Annotated in this window: 16 protein-coding genes; 6 read left to right on the plus strand and 10 right to left on the minus strand. The window is 32.8% G+C overall.

The features are described from left to right. Window positions 1–782: 782 nt before the first annotated feature. The 3 genes from G3A47_RS01820 to G3A47_RS01830 all read right to left on the minus strand — a co-directional run bounded on the left by G3A47_RS01820 (window position 783) and on the right by G3A47_RS01830 (window position 3,677). Window positions 783–2,450 carry an alpha/beta fold hydrolase gene (locus G3A47_RS01820; RefSeq protein WP_166919860.1) on the minus strand — a complete coding sequence of 556 codons (1,668 nt, stop codon included), beginning with the start codon at window positions 2,448–2,450 and terminating at the stop codon, window positions 783–785. A gap of 142 nt (window positions 2,451–2,592) precedes the next feature. Beyond that, window positions 2,593–2,748 carry a hypothetical protein gene (locus G3A47_RS01825; protein WP_166919862.1) on the minus strand — a complete coding sequence of 52 codons (156 nt, stop codon included), beginning with the start codon at window positions 2,746–2,748 and terminating at the stop codon, window positions 2,593–2,595. Between the two features lie 83 nt (window positions 2,749–2,831). Then, complete coding sequence (locus G3A47_RS01830) at window positions 2,832–3,677, minus strand: hypothetical protein (RefSeq protein ID WP_166919864.1); 846 nt, start codon at window positions 3,675–3,677, stop codon at window positions 2,832–2,834. Between the two features lie 581 nt (window positions 3,678–4,258). Here G3A47_RS01830 and G3A47_RS01835 point away from each other — a divergent pair. The 6 genes from G3A47_RS01835 (at window position 4,259) to G3A47_RS01860 (ending at window position 16,714) form a co-directional block, all read left to right on the plus strand. After that, window positions 4,259–7,333, plus strand: a complete 3,075-nt coding sequence (locus G3A47_RS01835) for a type I restriction endonuclease (protein ID WP_166919866.1) — start codon at window positions 4,259–4,261, stop codon at window positions 7,331–7,333. A 6-nt stretch (window positions 7,334–7,339) separates the two neighbouring features. Continuing rightward, the gene (locus G3A47_RS01840; RefSeq protein WP_166919868.1) at window positions 7,340–8,962 is read left to right on the plus strand and encodes an HsdM family class I SAM-dependent methyltransferase; all 1,623 of its coding nucleotides are present in this window, start codon (window positions 7,340–7,342) and stop codon (window positions 8,960–8,962) included. Beyond that, a complete protein-coding gene (locus G3A47_RS01845; protein ID WP_166919870.1) occupies window positions 8,949–10,277 on the plus strand; it encodes a restriction endonuclease subunit S in 1,329 nt (442 codons plus the stop codon). The genes G3A47_RS01840 and G3A47_RS01845 overlap by 14 nt, the downstream gene beginning before the upstream one ends. A 2-nt stretch (window positions 10,278–10,279) precedes the next feature. Beyond that, window positions 10,280–13,255, plus strand: coding sequence for an RNA-directed DNA polymerase (locus G3A47_RS01850; RefSeq protein ID WP_166919872.1), 2,976 nt, complete (start codon window positions 10,280–10,282; stop codon window positions 13,253–13,255). 85 nt (window positions 13,256–13,340) lie between these two features. Then, a complete protein-coding gene (locus G3A47_RS01855) occupies window positions 13,341–15,338 on the plus strand; it encodes an McrB family protein (RefSeq protein WP_243860369.1) in 1,998 nt (665 codons plus the stop codon). Then, a complete protein-coding gene (locus G3A47_RS01860) occupies window positions 15,338–16,714 on the plus strand; it encodes a 5-methylcytosine restriction system specificity protein McrC (RefSeq protein WP_166919874.1) in 1,377 nt (458 codons plus the stop codon). The genes G3A47_RS01855 and G3A47_RS01860 overlap by 1 nt, the downstream gene beginning before the upstream one ends. 82 nt (window positions 16,715–16,796) lie before the next feature. Here G3A47_RS01860 and G3A47_RS01865 read toward each other — a convergent pair whose 3' ends face one another. The 7 genes from G3A47_RS01865 to G3A47_RS01895 all read right to left on the minus strand — a co-directional run bounded on the left by G3A47_RS01865 (window position 16,797) and on the right by G3A47_RS01895 (window position 24,512). After that, window positions 16,797–17,012: a hypothetical protein gene (locus G3A47_RS01865; RefSeq protein ID WP_208328331.1), complete on the minus strand. Its 216-nt coding sequence runs from the start codon at window positions 17,010–17,012 to the stop codon at window positions 16,797–16,799. Between the two features lie 188 nt (window positions 17,013–17,200). After that, window positions 17,201–17,428 (minus strand): hypothetical protein, encoded by a 228-nt coding sequence (locus G3A47_RS01870; RefSeq protein WP_166919876.1) that lies wholly within the window; start codon window positions 17,426–17,428, stop codon window positions 17,201–17,203. A gap of 77 nt (window positions 17,429–17,505) precedes the next feature. Then, window positions 17,506–17,646: a helix-turn-helix domain-containing protein gene (locus G3A47_RS23640; protein ID WP_208328332.1), complete on the minus strand. Its 141-nt coding sequence runs from the start codon at window positions 17,644–17,646 to the stop codon at window positions 17,506–17,508. Window positions 17,647–17,960: 314 nt separating this feature from the next. Continuing rightward, window positions 17,961–19,268, minus strand: coding sequence for a Fic family protein (locus tag G3A47_RS01880; RefSeq protein WP_166919878.1), 1,308 nt, complete (start codon window positions 19,266–19,268; stop codon window positions 17,961–17,963). Between the two features lie 410 nt (window positions 19,269–19,678). Beyond that, a complete protein-coding gene (locus G3A47_RS01885; protein ID WP_166919880.1) occupies window positions 19,679–21,439 on the minus strand; it encodes an alpha-keto acid decarboxylase family protein in 1,761 nt (586 codons plus the stop codon). 1 nt (window position 21,440) lies between these two features. Further along, window positions 21,441–23,165, minus strand: a complete 1,725-nt coding sequence (locus tag G3A47_RS01890; RefSeq protein WP_166919882.1) for a flavin monoamine oxidase family protein — start codon at window positions 23,163–23,165, stop codon at window positions 21,441–21,443. Between the two features lie 549 nt (window positions 23,166–23,714). Then, window positions 23,715–24,512, minus strand: a complete 798-nt coding sequence (locus tag G3A47_RS01895) for a DUF475 domain-containing protein (RefSeq protein ID WP_166919884.1) — start codon at window positions 24,510–24,512, stop codon at window positions 23,715–23,717. Window positions 24,513–24,524 lie beyond the last annotated feature (12 nt).

A 24,524-nucleotide genomic window follows, 5' to 3' on the forward strand; every position in this document is an offset into this window, starting at 1 on the left:
ATATGGTTTTCTATTCTGTCTAATTCTTTTGTCTTTTTAAATGTTTATATTTTTTTTGTAAACAAAAAAATATGTAAACAAATTTATAAACAGGGCTAAAGCCTTGTTTTTGTTACTTATTTTACAATTGTTTATAATGTTTATATTTTTTTTTTATAAAAGAAAGAATATAGGATATAAAGGAAAAAAAGACAGAGAGAGAAAAATCGGGAGTTTAGGAGATAAAAAGGGGTGCGGGGTAAAAAATCACTCTACGAGGACGTACAGTAGGTGTGTTGAATGATCTTTTTTCAGGGTTATTAAAATAAAGGTTTTTAATAATTACTGGACGAGGGCGTAAAATAGAAATGTTGAATAATTACAGTACAAGGGTGTTTAATAAGGAGTCAGATAAATAAAGAGGGCTTTTTATACAACCACTTCGCTATTGTGAGACTTGAAAATACTGGAACTTTTAACGGTTGACACTGTGTCAAATCTGTGTCAAAATATAAATATAACAGTGTTTATTGTAACGTAAATAGAGGGCTCAAGTGGTATTATTAGAGAGTTTTTTAGAAAAAAGTATCCCTCTTTCTCCGCCAGTAGAAGCTTCAAAAGAAACTTTAAAAATTAAAAGCCTTTAAATATTAGTATTTAAAGGCTTTTTCGTTTTTACACACTTTTCAAAAGAACATGTTTTTTTATTAAAATCATGAGTACTGGAGTAATAATTAGTATGAAAAACATCATCCGATAATTATCATAAATAATGAAATATTTAAAAAGCGGTAATGATCAATCTACAGTGATATAACTATTTTTCTTAAGATCCATAAGTACAAAAAAGCTAGTAATAAAAATTCAGTCCCATTGGTATTTTTATAAATCATACAAAAGCAAAAAAATAATAAAATTAATATTATCAAAAAAGGTAATGGCGCAATTAAACCAAGTATTTTCATGTAAACTGGTCTTTTGTGAACAGCTTGCTTTGCTATTGAAGCAGATGTATAACCATTTACAATAAAATGCGCAATGTCATCCCAGTAATCTTCTTCAATAGCAGATCCATGGCCACCCTTTACATATTTTAACTGATAGTTGTTCGTTAATTGGTCCGTAAAACCATCAAAGCCACCACTTCCAATGTCCTGTAATTTTAAAGTTTCAAATGCCTTCGGAAACATTGCAACAACCCAATCAGATGATGCTACCAAATTGTAAAAATTACAAATTCGTTTATTTGCAATCATTTCTTTCCATTCAAATTGTTTATTTACAACACTCCCCGCAAAAACAACATTTTTGAAAGTGCACATTGGATATTCTTGTAAGGATTTTGCAAGCAAATATGTTCCATTGCTATGTCCAACAAATGAGAATGCTGCGTTAGGATAAATTACTAGATTTTCAGTATATTGATCCATTAGCCATTCTACCTTACTCCTTCTTTCAAAAGGAAATAAAAACGGAAGCATTGCAAAATATCCATAGGTAGATGTTTCCGTAGCAAATTTTCGATTTGGCCCGTCTCCCACCGACTTAACTCTTCTTGCAATTTTTTGTGTCCAATAACCTGTGTCTCGTATACCGTGAATAACAAAAACAACATCCGTAATTTCAAGATTTATTTTCAATGAAATATCATCAATAGGACTCATGCTTTGAGTTGAAAGCACTTCTATTGGAGTTGATATCGCATTTTCAAATACTATTCTTCTTTTAAGTGCATCATCTCCACTTAATACCTTTAATACCGATATATGATCTGACTTTGGAACTTCCAAATAAATAAAATTACTTCCAGTCAATACATCGATATTATCTTCTGGAGATATTATGTCATCTTTTGTCCCCAGCAACTGTATTACAGGAACATTACCAACACCTTTCACTAATGAATGTTTAACCATGGAGATCCATTGAATTCTCAATTGCGTTATAAATGGAGCCCCGCGTCTTGTTTTAAAGACAAGTGGTTCGTGACCCACTAATTTCATTAGATTGCCTAAAATGACTCCAACCCTCATTAAGAAAGCTGTTTTCGAATATAAATGTGGATTTATAGTCCAACCTCTATTCATTCCTGCCAGCAGGACAATGCGGCAAACATATTTGGACCAAACTTTGGGTCTATCTTGATCTCTGTAAATATTCCCTAAAGGAGCGTCTTTATTTTCACCACACGCCACAACATATAGTTTTCTAGCTAGTAAAGCCCCCGTACTGTGCCCAATAATTATAATATTAACATTATTAGGATCTTTTTCTTTAGCCCATTCTATATCAACAATTTTAATAGCGGATGCTACAATATTGTCTGGGGACGAAGTAGCAAAGGTAGTAAGTTTCAAATCTGGGAAAACAATAGTTGCATCTCGATACTTATCTTTAATTACTTTTTGTATTTCACAATAAACTTTTGGAGCTTGTGTGTATCCACTCATTATTATTACAAAATATTTCATAGGTTGATTTTATTACTAAATTAATAGATAAAAAATCTAGTAATTTAGATAGTGAGTTTATGTAATTTATTTTTTCGCTCAAATTCGAATAAAGTATTAGATTTTCCAAAGTTTCTTAAATTAGGACTTGATATCTTTTATGCTACAAAAAGCTAAGACGAATTTTAAAGACGTTAACCATTCTAAGAAAGAGATCATCTAAAAAATAATAAGGGTCTAAAAATTCAGTCATATCTCCTTCTCCAATTTTCGTCAGCACATCCAAAACCTCGGCGTTGGCTGATTTAAAACAACTCATAATATTAATTTTATAATTAAGCTAATTTTACACTTTCAGCCGGCCTATACTGGAATTGGTATACTTTTTTTTAAAATTAAAAATTATTGGTTAAGATTTCTATCGTTATTTTTGGGGCAGAGTAATCCTTCTTTCTTTTCCTGTACTGTGGCATGATCAAATTCGTTAATGATTTTTATTGTCAGCAGTAGATCTAGCAGACCCTTTTGCTTTACTTGAATATCCGCAGCAGAACTTTCAAGGGACATCATTTTAAATGCCACCCCAAAATCAGTATTTGTAGGTTTTCTTTTCAAATCTTTTCCATTGGATTTCAGTCCGATTACCTTCTTAACATATTTTGAAGAACCAGGATAGATGATATATACGAACTGATTACTGTCTAGACTAATACCGAACTTTTTGTACACTGCAACACTGGACTCTCCAGGCTGGTTTTGAGGACCACGGTCAAAAACTACCCCTATAATGGAATCAACAACTTTATTATTCTTATCTACCTTATAGGTCATAGTCAAATCTCCAGTGCCTGCTCCATTTCTCATTAATCCATCAAAATGATTCTGGCCCCTGTGATTTGCTGGCAGTACTGTCCCATATAAAATATGAGGATTAAATTCAATGCCATACGCAGTTTCAAAACTGTTGCCTGTCTGTGTGGTACCGCCCGGTGTTGCACCAGACCAATCATCATCTTTGTCACAATCAGCTCTGAAAGCCATTACCAAAGAGTCACCGTAAATGGTCAGATCATATTCTTTTTTGTAATAGCCGTGAAGTTTATTACTTGTTACATTCACCCTATAGCTGATGGGTGCTTTTGAAACAATAGAAATAGAATTTGGAACATTTTGAGCGGATTGTCCATAACTTAAAAAACAATTCCCTGCTGCTGTAAAAATTAGGAAGATAATCACTCTGCTTTTCATAAGATTTCGGATAAAGTTAAAGGACCAGATGAGGATCATCTTTTTTTCCTGTCTTTACAATTCCTTAGGGCTGAGAGAATTGATGTTTGCATGTACATTAAAATACACTACAAGTTTATAAAATTAATTCTAAAACAAAATAGGTATAAACACGTGTTTTTCAAACAATTAAACAAAAAAAGTAATAGTTTCAACAAACGATTCACAGTAGTAAATTTTTATAATTAACGTCACTTATACTACAAAAAATAAGATAAATTTTAAAAATAATTGATCCATTGTGATATCAGTGGCATAATCGTGGCATATTTAAAATTTAAAATCAAAAGTGATAGAAACCGCATCTCAGACTTATGGTTCGAATCGCAGTGACTCCGCTGATTAATTATAAAACCTTTAGATCTCACGATTTAAAGGTTTTTTGTTTTTGGACTTTAGTGTATCCCTCTTGGTATTAATGCCACAACTTTGACTTCCATTTTGTTGGTACAGCTAACTTAGGTCTATTCGATTTTTATATAGGTTATTTTATAAAAATCATCTACTTTTAGCATCTAGACTGATCTTAAATCAAATCCTGAATGAAGTTTAACGAAGATTCCCGAGTAAAAATTCCCGCCTTATTACACTTGATTCGATTAGGGTATAAATACATACCTCTTAATGAACAAAATAGAAATGAAGATAACAATATCTTTTCTTCTATTTTCATCCCAAAAATTGCAGCATTAAATGGAATTCCTGAACAAGAAGCGCAGCGTTTATTAGACGAAATTAACTTAGAACTGGATTATGAAGACCTTGGCAAGAAGTTTTATGAACGGTTAACTGCTACTTCTGGAATTAAACTAATTGATTTTGAAAAATTCGACAATAATGACTTCCATATTACCACTGAATTAACTTGTAAAACGGGCGATGAAGAATTTCGACCTGATATCACTGTTTTAATAAACGGAATGCCATTGGCTTTTATTGAGGTAAAAAAGCCGCATAACAAAGAAGGTGTCATTGCAGAAAGAACTCGAATAAATACCCGTTTTAAGAACAAACATTTTAGACGTTTTGCTAACATCACACAATTACTGGTCTTCTCCAATAATATGGAATACGAAGATGGTATAGTAGAACCTATTTTTGGGGCTTTCTATGCCACGCCGGCTTATGATCAAGTTCATTTCAACTATTTCAGAGAAGATGTTGATTATCCTGTAATCCAAAAGCAGAAAGAAATTGACGAAAAAGTAGAAAACGAACTATTGAAGGATAACAACCTAATTGTTATTAAAAACAGCCCGGAATACATTACTAATAAACAGACAAACACCCCAACTAACCGTATATTAACGTCTCTGTTTAGTAAAGAACGCTTGAAATTTATATTGCAATATGCTATTGTGTATGTAGAAGAAGAGGCAACAGGTAAAATAGCATACCAAAAGCACATCATGCGCTATCCCCAGTTATTTGCCACAAAAGCTATTGCGTCAAAATTAGAGGCAGGACAAAACAAAGGAATTATTTGGCATACTCAGGGGTCTGGAAAAACAGCATTGGCGTATTACAATGTAAAACATCTCACAGATTACTACGCTAAAAAACAGGTAATTCCTAAATTCTATTTTATTGTCGATCGTTTGGATTTATTGATTCAGGCATCGAGTGAATTTGCTAACAGGGGCTTAAAAGTAAAACAGGTTAATTCCAAACAAGATTTTATTGCAGACCTTAAAGTGGTTGGTGCTATTCATAATGATAGTGGCGTTCCGGAAATAACTGTAGTCAATATTCAGAAATTTTCTGAAGATGCAATTGGCATGAGTAACATCAATTACGATATCAACATACAGCGAGTATATTTCTTAGACGAAGCGCACAGGAGTTACAATCCTAAAGGTAATTATTTAGCCAATCTGATTAATTCTGATCGTTCTGCTGTAATTATTGCTTTAACAGGCACGCCTTTATTAAAGGAAGTCGCAAAAGAATATGATTCTAAAATGTTGTTTGGTAATTATTTTCACAAATATTACTACAACATGTCTATTGCCGACGGCTATACCCTACGTCTAATTCGTGAACAAATTGAAGGAAACTTCAAGATGGAAATGAAAGAAGTGATGGATCAGATTAAAGTATTACAAGGCGATATTAATACACGTAAAATTTATGCACATCCAAAATTTGCCAAACCTTTATTAAAATATATCACTGATGACTTAATTAAATTTAGGCGTGTCGCAGAAGATGCATCTTTGGGAGGTTTGGTAGTATGTGACTCTGCTGATCAGGCCAAAGAATTGTTTAGTTTGTTTCAGGAAAAATATGGTGTTCAAGAAACTGATTCTAGTATTTTAATGGCAGCTGAACCGCCAACTAAATATGGTAATCATGACGAACCTATTTTAACGGCAGCTTTAATATTGCATGATGAAAATGACAAAACTATTCGTAAGGAATTAATCAATACCTATAAAAAAGGGAGAGTTGATTTACTCTTTGTGTACAATATGCTACTCACAGGTTTTGATGCCAAACGCTTAAAAAAATTATATCTTGCCCGTGTGATTCAGGATCATAACTTACTGCAAACCCTGACCCGCGTTAATCGTCCGTACAAAAAGTACCAATACGGTTATGTAGTAGATTTTGCAGACATTTCTAAAGCTTTTGACCGTACCAACAAAATGTACTTTGACGAATTGCAGGAGCAATTGGGAGATGAAATGGAAATGTATTCGTATCTGTTTAAATCGGAGGAAGAAATACAGCAGGAAATTCAGGAGATTAAAGAAACTTTATTTCATTACGAAACGCAGAATCGGGAATTGTTCTCCCAGCAGATTGCGCAATTAACTGACAAAAAGGAATTACTGCGTTTGATTAAAGCTTTGCGTACTGCCAAAGAATTAAAAAACATTATTGCAGTAAATGGATATGACGCTTTAGACGGCATTGCTGATTTTGATATTTGGAACCGTTTATTACTGGAAGCACAAAACCGTTTAGATAATCTTAATTTTGTAGAAAGTATTGGTAATGAAGAAGCTTCTGCCAATTTATTAAACACCGCCTTAGAAGATGTGATTTTTCAATTCATCAAAGTAGATGAAAGCGAGTTAATATTAGCTGATGAGTTTAAAAATATTTTACGCAAAACAAGAGAATCATTGCAGACGAATTTTGATCAGTTTGATCCACAATTTGTAAGTTTGCGTGAAGAATTGGAGCGCATTTTCAAAAAGAAAAATCTAAGCGAAGTGACACAAGCCGATATGATAGAAAACATGCATTTACTGCAAAAAATCTATGACCGTGCCAAAGAACTCAATCGTAAGAATGCCTTACTTAAAGCAAAATACGAAAACGACGAAAAATATACCCGTATTCACAAACGACTGAGTGAAAAAGAAACATTGAATGCAAAAGAAATGCAACTGCACAAAGCCTTAATGCAGGTAAAACACCAAGTAGATAGCAAACTGGAAGGACAGGAAGATGTTTTAAAAAACGAGGCTTTTTTTAAACGGTACCTCCTCCAATTAGTAGTACAGGAATTTAAGAAAAATGAAAACATACCGTTGGATTTTCCAACGACAGAAAAGATTAATAATTTAATTGTAAACGAGTACTTACAACAATATCAATACCGATAATAGAAAATGACCCAAGACATCAACTTCATAACCAAGACCAAAGCGCTTATTGATAATTTAAAAAGTGTTTGTGCCAATTATGGTTTGGGAAACTCACCTAAAGAATTTGAGATTATAACTCAAATATTTCTTTATAAATTTTTAAATGATAAGTTTCGTTATGCAGTAAAACAAGAAATGCCTGCACTAGCTAAAACTAAGAACTTCTCGGAAGCTTTACATAATTTGAAAGAAGAAGAATATCAGTTTTTGATTGCTTCTTTAGATCCAAATATTCCGCGCTTGCAGCCAGAACACCTCATTTCACATTTATTTTCTATACAAAACAAACCAGATTTTGGAGTGACTTTTGACGATACCTTACGTCAAATTTCGATAGATAATGCAGATGTTTTTTCTATCAAATCATCTACAGGTGAGAAAGATACTTTATTTGAAGAAATAATTGAATCTTTGAAAGAAAAGTCTAAAAGAGATGATTTTGCTAGGGCTTTGATTAATAAATTGTTTGAATTCTCTTTTGAAGATATGTTTGAGCAGAAATATGATTTTTTTGCTACAATCTTCGAATATTTAATTAAAGATTACAACAGTGATTCAGGAGGTAAATATGCTGAATATTATACCCCTCATGCTGTAGCACGAATTATGGCCCAAATCATGGTTCCAAAATCGATAAAAGGAGTTAAAGTATACGATCCAAGTGCAGGATCAGGAACTCTTTTAATGAGTATTGCGCATGAAATAGGGGAAGAAAATTGTACCATTTACTCCGAAGATATATCTGAAAAATCGAGTAGTATGTTGCGTTTGAATTTAGTGTTAAACAACCTGACACATTCTATTCCGAATATCATTAAAACTAATACGATAGCACACCCCTCCTATTTAGATAACAAATTTGATTATATCGTTTCGAATCCTCCTTTTAAATTAGATTTCTCCGATTTTCATGCTGAATTGGATAAAGATACCTTCAAAAAACGATTTTTTGCTGGAATTCCGAAAATCCCAAATAAGGATAAGGATAAAATGGCCATTTATTTATTGTTCATTCAGCATATTATGCACAGCTTAAGTGATACGGGTAAAGCAGCTATTGTTTTGCCTACTGGTTTTATTACAGCACAAAGTGGTATTGAGAAGAAAATTCGCGAACGTCTTATTACAAATGGATGGTTGCGCGGAGTAGTAAGCATGCCTTCAAACATTTTTGCTAGTACTGGAACCAACGTATCAGTTTTGTTTTTAGACAAAGAAGCCGATAGTGAGCATATTACACTAGTGGATGCTTCTAAACTTGGAGAAACTGTAAAAGAAGGCAAAAACCAACGTACGGTATTAACACCTGTCGAGGAAAATTTAATTATCAAAACATTTAATAGTAAAAAGGCTGTTGAAAATTTATCAGTAGTGGTGACAAAAGAGGAAATTATTGCCAAAAACTATTCCTTTTCAGCTGGACAATATTTTGAAGTTAAAATTGTATATTCCGATATTACACAGGAGGAATTTATAAATAAAATAAAAACATTTGAAAGTAACTTAAATTCTTTGTTTGAAGAAAGTAACACGCTAGAAATGGAGATTCAACAAAATTTGAAAAATTTGAAATTTGGAAACAATTAAATTAAAAAAAATTGCTAAAGTAATTACAGGTTTTCCATTTAAAGGTGAATTATATTCAAGTGAAGGTATAAAAACTGTTAGAGGTGAAAATATCACTGAAGGTAAATTGAGGTGGGACACAATAAAGTGTTGGAATCATAAATTTGATAAAGAAGAGGAGTATCTTTTAAAATCAGATGACATTGTAATCGGAATGGACGGTTCTAAAGTTGGTAAAAATAAAGCTAGAATAAATAAAGATGATTTACCCTTACTATTAGCCCAACGTGTTGCTTGTCTGAGATCACTAGGTAAAAATGATCAAGTTTTTTTGTACTATTTAATTAACAATCCAAGGTTTGAAGAATATGTTTTTAAAACTCAAACAGGTTCATCGGTTCCACATATAAGCAAAAATCAAATAGAAGATTTTGAGGTTCCAAAAATAGAATTGATTACACAACAAAAAATAGCCAAAGTCCTTTCCGATTTAGATGCTAAAATTGATTTTAACAACAAAATAAACGCTGAGTTAGAAGCTATGGCCAAGACTTTCTATGATTATTGGTTTGTACAGTTTGATTTCCCTGATAAGGATGGAAAGCCTTATAAATCTTCTGGTGGTAAAATGGTTTGGGATAATGCGTTGAAACGTGAAATTCCTGAGGGTTGGGAGGTAAAAAAATTAGAAAATATTATTGATAGAATAATTGATTACAGAGGTAGAACTCCAAAAAAATTAAATTATGAATGGTCAGATAATATTAATGATATTATTGCTATTTCAGCAAAACATATAAAAAAAGGGAAACTTGTCAATTTAAATGAAGCAAATAGAGTCAATTGCGAACTTTATTCTAAATGGATGAAAGAAGAATTATCAGAAGGAGATATCTTAATGACTTCAGAGGCTCCTTGTGGTGAATTTTTTTATTTAATAGGAGATCCCAAATACTGTTTAAGTCAAAGAGTTTTCGCTATTAGATCAAATAATAAAATAGTTAATCATTCTTATTTATATTTTGAACTTTCTTGTGGAAACGGTTATTCGCAAATTATGGGAAAAGTAAGTGGAAGCACTGTTTTTGGAATAAGACAAGATGAATTAAGGACTGTTAATGTTTTAATACCTGATAAAAATTTACAAAATAGATTTGAAGAAAAATCATTTCCAATATATAAAAAAATAAGAATTAATGAAAAGCAAAACCAAGAACTTGCTGCGCTTCGTGATTGGTTGTTGCCAATGTTGATGAATGGGCAAATTACTGTTGGTGAAGTTGAAGGAAAACTGGGGATGGTTGCGGAGAGAGGTGTTGAATATAAAAAGAGTTAAGAATGAGAAATAACTTATTTACCAAAGAAGAAATTTTATATACCTATCGTAAAGTTAAACGTGAACTTTATAATGAAAAGGAATATATAGTTCTTGAAGATATCGTAGAATTTGAAGAAAATCTATTAGAAAACATCGATTATTTATTTGATATATTGAATGGGGATTCTGATGAATTATTAAATCTTTTTTTAGAAAACATTGATCATATAGGAACTTCCAATTTTATATTTAAGAAGGTAAGGTTTACTTCAACAGGTAATTTTAAGGTTAAAAAAACTATCGAAAATTTAAATAGAAATCTTTTTAATTTTGATTCAAATGAAAATGGGGATAGCATTGAATTTAGATATATTAGTCATATCTCTATTTTTTTTCAAATAATTGGGGGTTTATGGATTAATAGAATAGGGTATAAATTAGATAATTGTTTTCCAGAGAATGTCTATGGCTGTAGACTGAAAAAGTTTGACGACGAGTTAGACTTACCATACTATAAACAAAACCATTCCCTATATAAGCCATACTTTAATGATTATAGAAAGTGGCAAAATGATTTATTCGATAAAATTGAATCTTTTGAAAATAAAGATATAGTAGTGATCACTTCTGATTTAAAAAAATACTACCATTTAATTGAAATTGAATATTTACAAAAGAAAGTTGAAACCTTAATTGAAGTAAATATAAAAGACTTATCTAAAAAAGACAAATTTTTGAACGATTTGGTATTCCTGATGCTAAAGAAATTCAATAAAGCTAATAATCCTGACTACAAGGATTTTTATGATAGCGAAAATATTAATTTTCGATATTTTGGATTACCTCTTACTCTTAACGTATCAAGAGTTTTGGCTAATATTTATCTGATAGATTTTGATAAAGATATATTACAAAACGTAAGACCAATATTTTATGGACGTTACGTTGATGATATGATCATTGCTGTTGAGTATAATAGTGAGAAAGATAATCTTGAATTTGAAAAAGTAATAAGCTCTTTAAAAGAATTTAAACTTGATAAAAGTGGTGAATTAAAAAATTTAAAAGGTAAAAGCTTTAAACTTTCTTTTAATTCAGAAAAAGAAAATATTTTCCTTTTTAACAATACTAAAGATAAGGTAGAACTAAATAATATAAGAAAATCTATTAACAAGAGTTCAAGTGAGTGGAAGTTCTTGCCAGACACTTCTGAGTATGATGAAAATAGTGATTTAGATTTGTTTCAAAGTATAAATAAACAGTGTGACGAAGTAAATAGTTTAAGAAAATCTGAGGGCTTAATTTTAAAAAGAAATAAATTTATAAAAGAAATTTTAAGTTTTGAAAGTGATATTAAGAATTATGAAAAAACAGTTTGGCAAATTAGACTTAATAATTTTCTAAATATTACGTATGATTTTATATACGATATTCAAAACTTTATTGATTTAAATAAATATGTACCTAGGCTATTTGGGTTAATCATACATTCAAGTAATGATGAATTAATTAAAAAATATTTTGCTGAATTGAATCTTGTTTTTGAAGTTTTAGAAAAGAACACAAAAAAGGATAACAGTAATAAATTTAAAAAAGCAAAAGATTTTATTTACTGGAAGATCTACGAGAATTTGATTTGTTCAAATTGCTTACATAAAACTAATTCAAAATATGCATTAGAATTATTGAGTTATGAAATTCACTATAATGAAAATTTTGAATACAATGTAAAAAGGTATTTCAACACAGACTTACATAGTATACCATTTAAAAATTGCTATTTCAAGTATGAAGAATATGTTACATACATATCAAGTAATTTACAAGAAGAAGATTTTGAAGATTTAACAAATACATTTTTTAATGAAAATTTAAAGAATTTTATCAGTAGTAACATTCAATCTACGAAGTGTAGTTGTGAAGAAGGAAATTGCGATGAATATTGTCATAAAATTTTTGAATCAACTGGCTTTTACTTCTTTACCAGAAGAATCACATTGTTGGAATTATCAGTTGCTTTTAAAAATAAAGTAATATTTGATCCGGATAATTTTTCAAGACTTGCAAAACAATATTATCACAGGTTTTATATTAGTACTGAGCGTAATGGTGATCAATATGAGTGTATTGATTTTATTGAAGCTAAAAATCATAACAATCCGAGAGTTTGTAATACTCATTTTCTAACGAAGGATGAGTCATTTGATGCGAGGATTCGTCAATTGATTGAGCCTGATAAAAATAGATTTGATAGACTAAAAAAAATTGTCAATAATTTAATTCGTAACAGTAATGATATAGATTATGTAGTTTTTCATGAATTAGCTCTTCCGAGACATTTATATGTGCAAATCGCCGAAAAATTAGGTTTTGTTGGCATTAATTTAATCAGTGGACTTGAATATAAAATTGATAAAAGTAAAAATGAAGCTGATAATCAATTATTATATGTATTAAATACTGGTAATAAAACTGGTGGAAGTATAGCTCTTTATCAATCAAAAATAATTGGAGCTATTCATGAAAGTGCAGAAATTTTTAATCGTGCTAATTTAAAAATAAGTCCCAATTTTGAAGAAAAATTATTAATAAATCATAACAATTTCATATTTAGTGGCCTGATTTGTAACGATTTGTTAGATATTAATAACAGAGCATTCTTAAGAGGCAATATTGATGCCCTTTTTGTTATCGCTTGGAATCCAGATTTAGAAACCTATCAGCACTTAGTTAAATCAGCTACTTTAGATATTCATTGTTATGTTTCACTATGTAACAATAAAAAATATGGCGATACTAGAATCCGTGCTCCATATAAGGAAGAATGGAAAAGGGATATGCAAAAAATACATGGAGGCGAATTAGATAATTTTATGATTTCAGAATTACCTATTTATGAACTTAGAGACTACCAAACCAATAATATTCCTCCGAGCAAACCTTTCAAACCTTTTCCAACTGGTTTTAAAATTTCTAAGGAGAGGGAAAGAAAATAAGATATTTAATAGTTAGGATGGATTTTTAAAATTAGGGATTGTACTTAATTTTAAAGAATAAAAATGTAATATTATATTAAATTTTATGATTAAAAAGCTTAATTTCTTAACAAAAGTACTTGTTGATGAAGCTGCTTCAATAATTAGTAAAAATGGAATTCCCATTAAAAGGCAAGGTAAAGGATATGCCATTTCAATTGGAGAAAAAGAATATCCATTTAAACTTATTGTGACTGAAGCTGCAAAAATTGCTGATATCGATTTAACTTCTAAAGATTTTAATAGCAATGAAACAAACCGAAATGATTTTCGAAAGTTAACAGGCTATTCTGTTATTAATCTAGGAGGAGAAATGGAATATTTCAATTTAAAGCAAATTGCAGAATACAAAAATCATGTAGGTAAAATATATAATTCAAATAGTCTAGGAGCTAGTTGTTACAATGACACCCGTTTAAAACTGCAATATTTAGGTAAGCAATTAGGAGAATTGTTTAATATTGATTTAATAAATAATTACAATGAAAAGCCAAATAAAATGGCTAGACAGGGTAAAGGTTTTGTCCAAAAAGAATATATCCTTACAGGTTTTCTGCCAAAAAAATATCAAAAACAAGTAGGAAATCAAATTTTTATTAAAATAGTTTTTGCTGGATTTTCATCCAAAATACATTTTGGTATTGATATCGACGTTAATTTTTCAGACGAGAATAATCCATTTAATCGAAATCGTAAGTCACTACAAAAAGAGTCACATTGGGAAATTCCAGTTGATGATAATTTCCCAACAAATTGGGAGGACTTAATAGATATTCTTTCTCATATCTTTGAAAAGCAATTAAAAATTATAGATACTTTTTTCTCTCAAAAAGCTAAACGAATGGATTTAAATGAGCAAGTAAATATTTTGCGATACAAAAAACAAATTATATTACAAGGGCCTCCAGGAACTGGTAAAACACGTAAAGCAAAGATAATAGCCACTGAAATGTTACATTTGAGTGATGTAGAAGATTTAAAAAACAATAACCAATTTAAGTTAATACAATTCCATCCCAGTTACACTTATGAAGACTTTGTACGTGGGATTATTGCAAAACCTAATGAAGAAGGCGAAGGTATTTTGTATGTAGCGGAAAATAAAACGTTAGGGCAATTTGCAATGCTAGCTTTTAAAAACTATATTAAAAGTAGTAGTACTATTGTTCATAATTCAAACGATAGTTTATTCGATTCTTTTGTAAATGAAGTAATTATAAAAATTGATGAGAATGAAAAATTTATGATCTCGGATAAAGTCTATATTTATTCTATTGAAAGTAATCGTTTCAAATACAAGGGCGATAATTGGGTAACACATCCTAATGGTCTAAATATGAATTTCAGCGAGCTTAAAAAGATTATTAATTTAGACTTAAAATCTCGTCAAGAGATTAATAAAAATGAAAATTTAAACTCATTAACTAGGCAGCATGCTACTTATTATCAAAATGTTATAGAATTATACAAACAATTTTCCAACCAAAAATTCTCAGAAAGGGTTGAACCTGTAAAAGAGAAAAATTATGTTCTTATAATCGATGAAATCAATCGCGCCAATCTGTCTTCGGTTTTAGGAGAATTGATTTATTCTCTAGAATATCGTGGTGAAGAAGTAGAATCAATCTATGATGTAGATGGAAAAAATTTAACACTTCCACCGAATCTTTATATTATCGGCACTATGAATACAGCAGATCGTTCTGTAGGACATATTGATTACGCCATTAGAAGAAGATTTGCTTTTGTAGATGTTTTGCCAGAAAACTTAAAGGAAACACAAAGTTTAGAAAAATTTGATGATAAACTATTTACAGAAGTTGGTAAATTGTTTGATACTAATCTTTCTCCTGAATTCGAGAAAAAAGATGTACAACTAGGTCATTCGTATTTTATCGATAAATCAGAAGAAAAAGATGGTGTTTCAATGAATATTCGTTTAGAATATGAAATCAAACCAATATTGTTAGAATATGTTAAAGACGGTGTTTTAATCGGTGATGGAATCAAGAAAAAAATTCAAGATCTAAGTAAAATAAAATAATGGGGATTCGCCTATCTGAACATAAAAGTATTTTAATTCCGCTTGAGGAAACCATAAATGATAATATTAATCATGAAAAATTAGCTTTACTTGAAACCGTTCAATCCAAACTTTTCAACAAGACCAATCATTGTTTTATAATCACTCAAACTGAAGTAGCTTTAAAAATACAAGCCGATTATTGTATTGGACTTGATTGGTTGGGCAAAACAGGAAGATCATTATATGTAGAGCCAAAAATAAACAGTTCTTCGGCACAGTTGTTTAATCTAAAAACAGGTAGCAAATTCGAAGAAAATGAAGTTAAAGAATCTCTCAAGAATAATACTGAAACTACCTTCGAACTAGACTATCTGAAAATGCTGTTTCAAGTAAATTATATTCCCGAGAGTAATTCCGAACTAAAAGATCTAATAAAAATTGATTGGAATGCCAAACATATTGAAATTGAGCAACAAAAGGATAAACTTACTCCTTTTTTGATAGTTCGCTTTTTACAAACACTAAAAGCGATTGTTCGCAAAGGACTGAAGAGAAACTATTATAAAGTACAAAAGAACCTAAGTAATCGTGTCAAAGGTAAAATTCTTATCAGCCAACATATCAAACAAAATTCTTTCAAAAACCGCTTTACAAATACCTATTGCGAATACCAACATTTTGGTGAAGACCATGTGGAAAATCGTTTCTTAAAGAAAGCCTTGCAATTTGTAAGTGCATATGTAGAAAATAATAAAGTCCTTTTCGGAAATATTTTCACGGATTTACAACACTCTATTAATTATTGTCGTCCTGCCTTTGAATTGGTTTCAGAAGATGTTAACGAATATGAATTAAAACATCGCAAACACAATCCGTTCTATCAAGATTACAAAGAAGCTTTAAAAATAGGGAGTTATATATTAAAACGATTTGCTTATAACATTACTCAAACTTCTGCTCTAAAAATAACCACCCCTCCTTTTTGGATTGATATGCCACGTCTATTCGAACTCTATGTTTATAGCAAGATGGTAGAAGCCAATCCCGTGGATAAAAAAAATATTCATTATCAGTTTTCTACTTATGGTAATGCCTTAGATATTTTGGTGTCAAAATCAAATAATCATATGATAATTGATGCCAAATACAAATTACATTATCAAACTGGTCATTTACATGATGACATTCGTCAGGTAGCGGGTTATGCTCGTTTGAAGAAAGTTAGAGAACAGTTAAATGTTACAGATGATAAGAATATTGATTGTTTGATTATTTATCCTGATATGGAAAATGGTATATCTGTATTAACTTTAGAAAATATTATACAGTTTCGTCAAGAAATAAAATCATATTACAAGGTATTTAAATTAGGAGTAAAATTACCCTGGATATAAATAACGATAATTAAAATATTTTAATTATCGTATCTTAACAGAATATTTTAAAAATCACCTCATTTTAAACCTAACATAAACTCTAGTTTTTATACAGAAATTCATCCCCTCCAGCCTCTTCTGTCTTATAAGCAATTACTTCCGTAATAGACGCCTTAGGTATGTTTACACGTACAAAGGTATTTTCGGTAATGCTGTCAAACTGTTTCAAAACTTCCTGAAGTTCTTCTAGGCTGCTGACTTCAAAATATTTACCTCTAAATACATCAACGAGTTTCGCATATTTCCAACGGTGCATTTCGTTGTAATAATAAACGTGGTTTAAATCGGTAACACTATATTCTATCTTGTCTGCACAACAGTGACACCAATCAACTAAACAGGACCTCTTATTAAAAACTAAGTATCATTAGTAATATTGGCATTAAAAGGGATACATCTTCAATCAAGAAAATTCAAAATACACAAAAAAGGATCATACTGAATTTAAAACCTCCTTAATCGCTCTTGCAAAAGCTTAAAATACTTCTCCTTCATTTCTTCAGTCAAAAAAGAAATTTCAATTAACTCATTCCATTTTACCGCACTTTCAAACATCCTTTTTAAGATCTGATTGATAATTTTGTCACTCAGCCCTAACCTTTCTTTTCCAAAATAATCAATAAAATCATTAGCTTTAAAATTATTTTTTTTGCCTTTTAATTTTAAGACCATTTCTTCTTGCGTGTTTTAAATGGACTTATAAATTGAACCTCAATATTCAAAATATTTAGAACCGCTTTCAGATTATCCTATCTTACTGATTCTTTGTTTTTTTCAATATCAAATACAGTTGTTTTGCCAATACCTGCTAAATCTGCTAATTGCAGCTGCGTCAGGCCAGAGGCTCTCCAGTGCTCTTTAATAAACAGGCCCAAATCAAAATCGCTCATAATTACTGTTTAAACGGTAAATCCAATCATTTACACATGTAAATTACTCAAAAACAACATCTTATACAACATTTTACCGTTTTAGCAGTAAATATTTACGATTAAGAAAAAAACATAAGTTTCAGCAGTAAAACAAAGATAAATTACCGCTAAAACAGTAATAAACTAACAAACATAGATTCATTAAAAGAGCCAGCTCATTTTTAATTACTTAGCCAGCTCTTTTGTTTATCCTAACAGAATGTTTTAAAAATCATCCTGATCTTAAGCACCTATCGAAACACTTTAGAAACATCACTATTTAAAAACAAAAACTAACGATTTAAAAATTGATCCACTGCTACTTTAGAAAGTATTCTCACCACTATATCTCTTCCCAATTTCTCTTCACCGATCAGCCCAATGTGTATAAGCTCGTTTAAATCTTTTCGAGCGGTCTGTCTTACCACACCATTTTTCTTCGAATAGGATGAAATATTTACAAATGCATTTTCTTTAGAATACAAATGAGATACAAGCTCTGCCTGGCGCCTGTTGAGTCCTTTGTTGAGAAGTTTATAGGCAATCAAATGGCTGTTTTCTGCCTCTGTCTTCTTCTTATCTCTGTAATTTATCAGACTTTCGAATGCGACCCTCAGACTTTTAATAGAATAATTGATAAAGTAGGTCAGATCATTCTCGTCATTCTCTGTTTTTAAGAAAGCCTTATCATATTGGATTCTTGAATTGAGGATGGCTCTGGATATAGAAATATTCTTTATCAGGGAGTATTCTTTCTTCAGCAGAAACCAATAAAATAAGGCACGTGCCGTTCTCCCGTTCCCATCAAGGAAGGGATGAATATACCCAAACATAAAATGGATGATCGATGCCTTTATTATCGGATGGATGAAAGGTTTTTCCGAATTTGCAAAATCGCATAAATCCTGCATATACTGCTCTACGTCGCTGGCATCTGGTGGGACATGCGCAACTTCCCCATCAACATGATCCTGAACATAGATCGTCTTTTTGCGAAATGATCCCGAACAATACTCAGCACCGGTATTGGCTGTCATAATTTTATGAATCTCTACTATAAATTCGAAGTCCAGCTTTTTATCCAGTTCTCCGGTAATAAATTTTATAGCGCGAAAATTATTCACGATCATCTGCTCAGATTCGGTTCTCGGCTTTCGATCCGATTTCAGCATTTCGATGGCCACTTTTGTGGTAGTCGCAGCCCCTTCAACCTGAGAACTTGCAATCGCCTCCTCAAGCACAGAACTTTTCAGATATTCTAACTTATCAGACTGGGTTATCGGCGATTTGTACAGACCGCCAATCAGTTTTAAATCAAACTCATGCAGGTTTTTCTGGATATTTTCAGTTACATTATAATTGAATTCCTTCCCGCCAAACTTCAATTTTTTATAACTTCCCTGTCTATGGAGTTTTATTAAAGCCCATGATTTTTCCAGATCGTCCGGGAAAGGAAGATTTTTTCTGTACTTTAATTCATCCCAATAAAAATAGCGGTCGTCAGTACTTCGCAGAGTCGTTTCATACTTGCGCTTAACGTAGTCGTCTATTAATGTTGTTGTAATAAAATCCGTTATGTTTGGAGGGCTTTCTATCTTCATAACCGCAAAACATGTTAATTTTGAACTCAAATTTAACATATTTATCTATAAATTCAAATTTAAAAAAGCTTTTTCTTACAAAATAATATTACTTTTCTTCCTTCCTCGCTATTCCGATTCGTCTAAAATCTAAAATCTTGCCCCTACAGCATGATTGAACGGCAAATTATTTGCATGCCAGTGGTCATTCCTGCTTTATGCCGCATTTCTGCAAAGCAGCTGTCTGGCAAATTATACAAGCAAATTCAGAAATAAGAGTAGAACTTAAGTTTTCATTGACTTTCTCTTACTCTGAATATGCCTGAGTAGACATAGTTTCATTAAAAAAGCCGCCTCAGAAATTAAAACTGAAACGGCTCTTTTTTTGCTTATCCTCACGAAGTATTTTAAAAATCACCCCATTTTAAAACCTAACACAAACTCCAGTCTTTATATAGAAATTCATCCTCTCCAGGCTCTTCTGTTTTATAAGCAATTGCTTCCGGAATAGAGGTTTTCGGAATGTTTACATGTACAATGGTATTTTCGGTAATGCTTTCAAGCTGTTTCAAAACCTCGTCGAGTTCGTCAAGAGTGCTGACTTCAAAACCTTTGCCTCCAAATACATCAACGAGTTTGGCATATTTCCAACGGTGCATTTCGTTGTAATCATACACGTGGTTTAAATCGGGAACTTTATATTCTACCTTGTCTGCACCACGAAACGGATTCGGATTCACAAGCATTTGTTCGATACCATAAATACCATTATCCAAAACAAAAACAATGGTGTCGTGTTTCAGTTTATTCTGTGTCGATATCGCCTGACAGGTTTCCTGAAAAGCACCGTCTCCAACAAATACTACAGGTCTTTTATCCGGTCTGGCACATTTTATTCCGGTTGCGGCAGGAACAGAATATCCTATTGAAAGCCATGAAGCTTGCGCTATGAATCCGTTGGGTTCTGCGATACGAATGCCCTGAGCACCCAATAAAGGGAAACCCGCATCGGCAACCACTACATGGCGCTCGTCTATAAAATCATCAATTCTCTTGAAAAAGGTATCATAAGTAAGTTCTGGTTTCACTTTTTCCGTTAGGCTGTCATCGGCTAGAAAAAAGGATTCAGGCAGTATTTTTTCATCATACATTTCGTAGGCACTAAAGTTAACTGTGGTCAGTTCTTCTTTCAGGAATATTATAAAATCCCTTAGCGATACATTGGCCACATAAGAAGCACCGATTCTTACTCCACTATGATTGGCGAGTACGGTATCTTCTTTCCAAACATCAAAACCACCCAGGTTTTTGCCGGTCGTCCATACGCCGAGGCCAATTTTTAGCTGGGCTTTTTCGAATTGCTCCTTGACATCTTTTGGCGACGCCTTGCCATTAAAAACACCTTTGAACTTAGGATGGTTTTCGGATACGATGGATTTCCCGAGTATGGAGGTCACAAATTCGGTATCGGTACTTTCGATCAAATCAAGGAATTCCTTTTGAACACCGTGACGCTGAATTTCAATGCCACCCCAGAAAATAATTTCTTTTCCTCGTGCCATATCAGCTACTTTTTTAGCGGCCTTGCGGGCACTTCCCTGACATTTAGAAATCTCTCTTTCTGCCAATGGAGCAACAGGCGGATTGCATTCCATTCGCCATGCATCTTCAAAAACCTCAAGATAAACCGGTCTTCCATATAAAAGACAGGCATTCAGCACGGCATCAATTTTATAAGGGGCATCTGAGGAACCTGTGATTTGTTCTGCCGCAACGGTCACGTTTCGGAACACATTGATGTTACTGTACATATCCCCTGTCATATGGGATGCCAGCATGCCCTGAACGAGGCTTCGCTGCTGGTCTTTGTTGGTCGGAGCTCCATTAATGACAAGCACAGGACAGTGCTCTACATAAGAACCTGCAACCGAATTGAGCAGCGTAAATGCCCCTACTCCATACGTTACTGCTACCGCAGCGAAACCGTTTTGGCGTGCGTAGGCATCTGTACAATGCCCGGCATTTATTTCATTCGTGTCGTTAACGATTTTAATTTTTGAATTTTTGTCTTCATGAATCGTATTTAAAAACGGCGCAGTGTAATTGCCTGCAATTCCAAATAAATGCGTGAGTCCTAATTGTTCCAGACGTATTTGCAGGTATTTTGCAACGGAGATTTTTTCCTGTGCCATCTTAAATTGGTTTATTTAGGTTACCGATATTTTCATTGACTTCAAGTGCGGTGCGGATTCCGGACTCGATAGCGCCTTCAATCCAAGCATGTTTCAGAGAAGTATGCTCTCCGGCAAAATGTGCTTTTCCATCCCATTCAGTTGAAATGATATGAGGCTGCAATAAGTGCAACTGCCCCGGATTAAAGATGGCCGCTTCACCAAAAGCATAGGGGTCACGCATCCAACTTTGTGTTGCACCACCGATCAATTTTCCGCCTTTCTTTTTATAGTCCTTGATACTCGAGCTAACTACGGCAAGGTCAATAATACGCTGCTGCTCCTTCTCATCATCGGAGTGCATGATGGCCAGATTTTTAAGGGCATAAAAATACCTGTCGTCATCGTCCATAGAATCCCAGCGGCTTGCTTCGTCAGACCAACAATAAGAGGCCAGAATAAGACCATGTCCTTTACTTCCCAAATCATTGCTCGGATAATAGGTGAAACGGTTGGAAAAATCAGTAATCGTGCCGCCACCAACAATATTATAAGGTGCTTCCTGCCACCATTTCTCACGAAATTCCAGCAATATTTTAGTAGCAGAATCGTAGTGCAGCTCCCGGATTGCTTTTCGTTTCTGCTGCTCGAACTGTGGTGTTACATACACATGTCTTAATGCCGAAAAAGGAATGGTAACAATTACTTCATCAAATTCCAAGTCACTGACCGGCGTATCTAAAACTTTGAATCCTGCGTCTTCATAAAACTGAGCGTCACGCTGCACTTCAATATCTACATCTATCTTTACCTTGCCATTAACGAGTTTCATTTTGGTCATCCTGCAATCAAAATAGGTGTTTTCTTCGAGCTTATGTGCTTTAAAAAATGCATTTGGCAGCAGGTCGCTTCCGCCAACAATTTCCTTAAACTTAGTAGAATCCTTGATGATATTTTGCTCAATAAAACTCTGGATAAAATCGTAGGCCATTCTGGATTCCAGATTTTGCATAACCCCAATCATCTCAATGGCATTCTCTGAATACTTCGAATTTTCCTTTAAGAAACGACGCATCGAATATTCTCCGTAACGCTCGATCAGCAAAGGCCAGTTTTTCTCCGGATCTTCTGCAATAAAAGTCTTAAGCGGATTAATGAGCTTGGCCATCAACAGATCGGCACGCATATTTTCGGTACTGTCCAGATTAAAGTCCAGTAGTTTGTTTACATCGACAACCGTAGTACTATCTTCCGGGATATATTGATTCTGGACAACACGCTTGCGATTCACATAAAAAAGGGAATTTCTGGTAACCTTCGGATCCGGTTCATCGGAATCTGCCTGATGCGCAATTGCCTGATCCTTATCGACAGACAGGTAATAAAAAGGCTCGGTTTTGAGTCCAAGTTTATCAATGTATTTGAGCACCATCTTATGTATGGTCGGGATACGCATTGCACCTGCTTCGCCATAAACGGTATCGTCTTCAAAATATTTTTTGTGCTCCGAATTCCTGAAAGTCTTGATCCTGCCACCAACACGGGTGTTTGATTCGACTATCGTAACCTTATGACCAGCCTGTTTCAAGAGACTTGCAGCTACCATTCCGGCCATTCCGGCACCAATGATTAACACATTTTTTTTTGGTTTATTGGTACGGGGGATTCCATCGTCAATGTATTTTAAATATTGCTGAATAATAGGATCGTTGTCTTCGTCGAGCAAGCCGTGTAAATAGTTTTCCATGATCTGGTGGTTTTGTTGTGGGTTTATTCTTTTTGCGAATGAAATTCTTTAACAAATAAACTCAGTAAAATTGGTATGCTTACGCGTAATTCTACCTGTTTTTATATTGCAGAATTTGGAATTTTTAATTCCTCAGATCAAAGACACTGTTTTTTGGTTTCTTAGAAATTGCAAATTTTATAAAAGTCTTATTGCTTTTTACATTTTAACTTAAATCAAAAAAGCCTCAGATTTCTCTGAAGCTTTGTCTTTACTTTGCGTTTTAAAAATTGAACCGCAAGGCTCGCTAAAATTTACGCAAAGGGCTCAAGGTTTTTTATTCACGCTGATTCTGCAGATTTTGCAGATATTTTTATTTTTGGCTCGGATAAAAACAATCTGAATAAATCTGCCAAATCTGCGTGAAAAAATTTCTACGTAAACATAGGAATACGCTAAGAGTGGAAAAAAAATTGTGCAAAACTTTTTATTCACGCTGATTCTGCAGATTAAGCCGATATTTTTATTTTTTGCTAAAATAAAAAACATGCTTTTAAATACAATCCGGATTTATTCTGATGTTTTAGTCTTTTTTGCAGGATAGTTTAAAAAAATGCTCGTCATAATAGGTACAAAAAATATAGCTACGGTCAATGCAGAGATTCCTATATCTGCCGCATGACTGCCTAAAAACACACTCACCGGACTCGTTGGGTAAAAATGTTCATATAAGGAAACGGTCAACTTTAGACCTAATATGGCAATAACAATAAAAGCAGCTGTTTCTAAAAACGGATAAGCCGCCATAAGCTGCACAAACCATTGTGCTATAAATCGCATGGCCAAAATACCAATAAACACACCGATACAAACCAAAATAATATTGGGTGTAAAAGCAACTGCAGCAAAAACATTATCGATAGAAAATGCCATATCCATAATTTCAACCAGTACTACTGTTGTCCAGAAAGTTCCTAATGAACCTACGGTCGCTTTATAAAACCAATTGTTTTCTTTATCAACCGTTTCTTCCTCATTTCCCTGATTTTTCTTGGCTTTGTACCAATCAAATACTAAATACAAAAGATACAAACCACCCAAGGGTTTTAGCCACCAGATTTTGATTAATGCGGCTGCAAACAGCATGGCTAAACCTCTAAAAAAATAAGCTCCCCATATTCCGTATTTTAAAGCTCTGTTTCTTTGCTCTTTTGGTAAATCCATAACCATTGTTGCTAATACGGCGGCATTGTCTACAGAAAGCAAACTCTCTATGATAACAAGATTGGCAATAATGGTAAGCGACACGCCTGGGTTGTTAATAATGTCCTGCCAAAGGACTGCAAAATGGTTCAATAAATCTGTCATGAGTAATTGATT

The sequence above is a fragment of the Flavobacterium poyangense genome, assembly GCF_011751075.1.
GTDB classification, from domain to species: Bacteria; Bacteroidota; Bacteroidia; order Flavobacteriales; family Flavobacteriaceae; genus Flavobacterium; species Flavobacterium poyangense.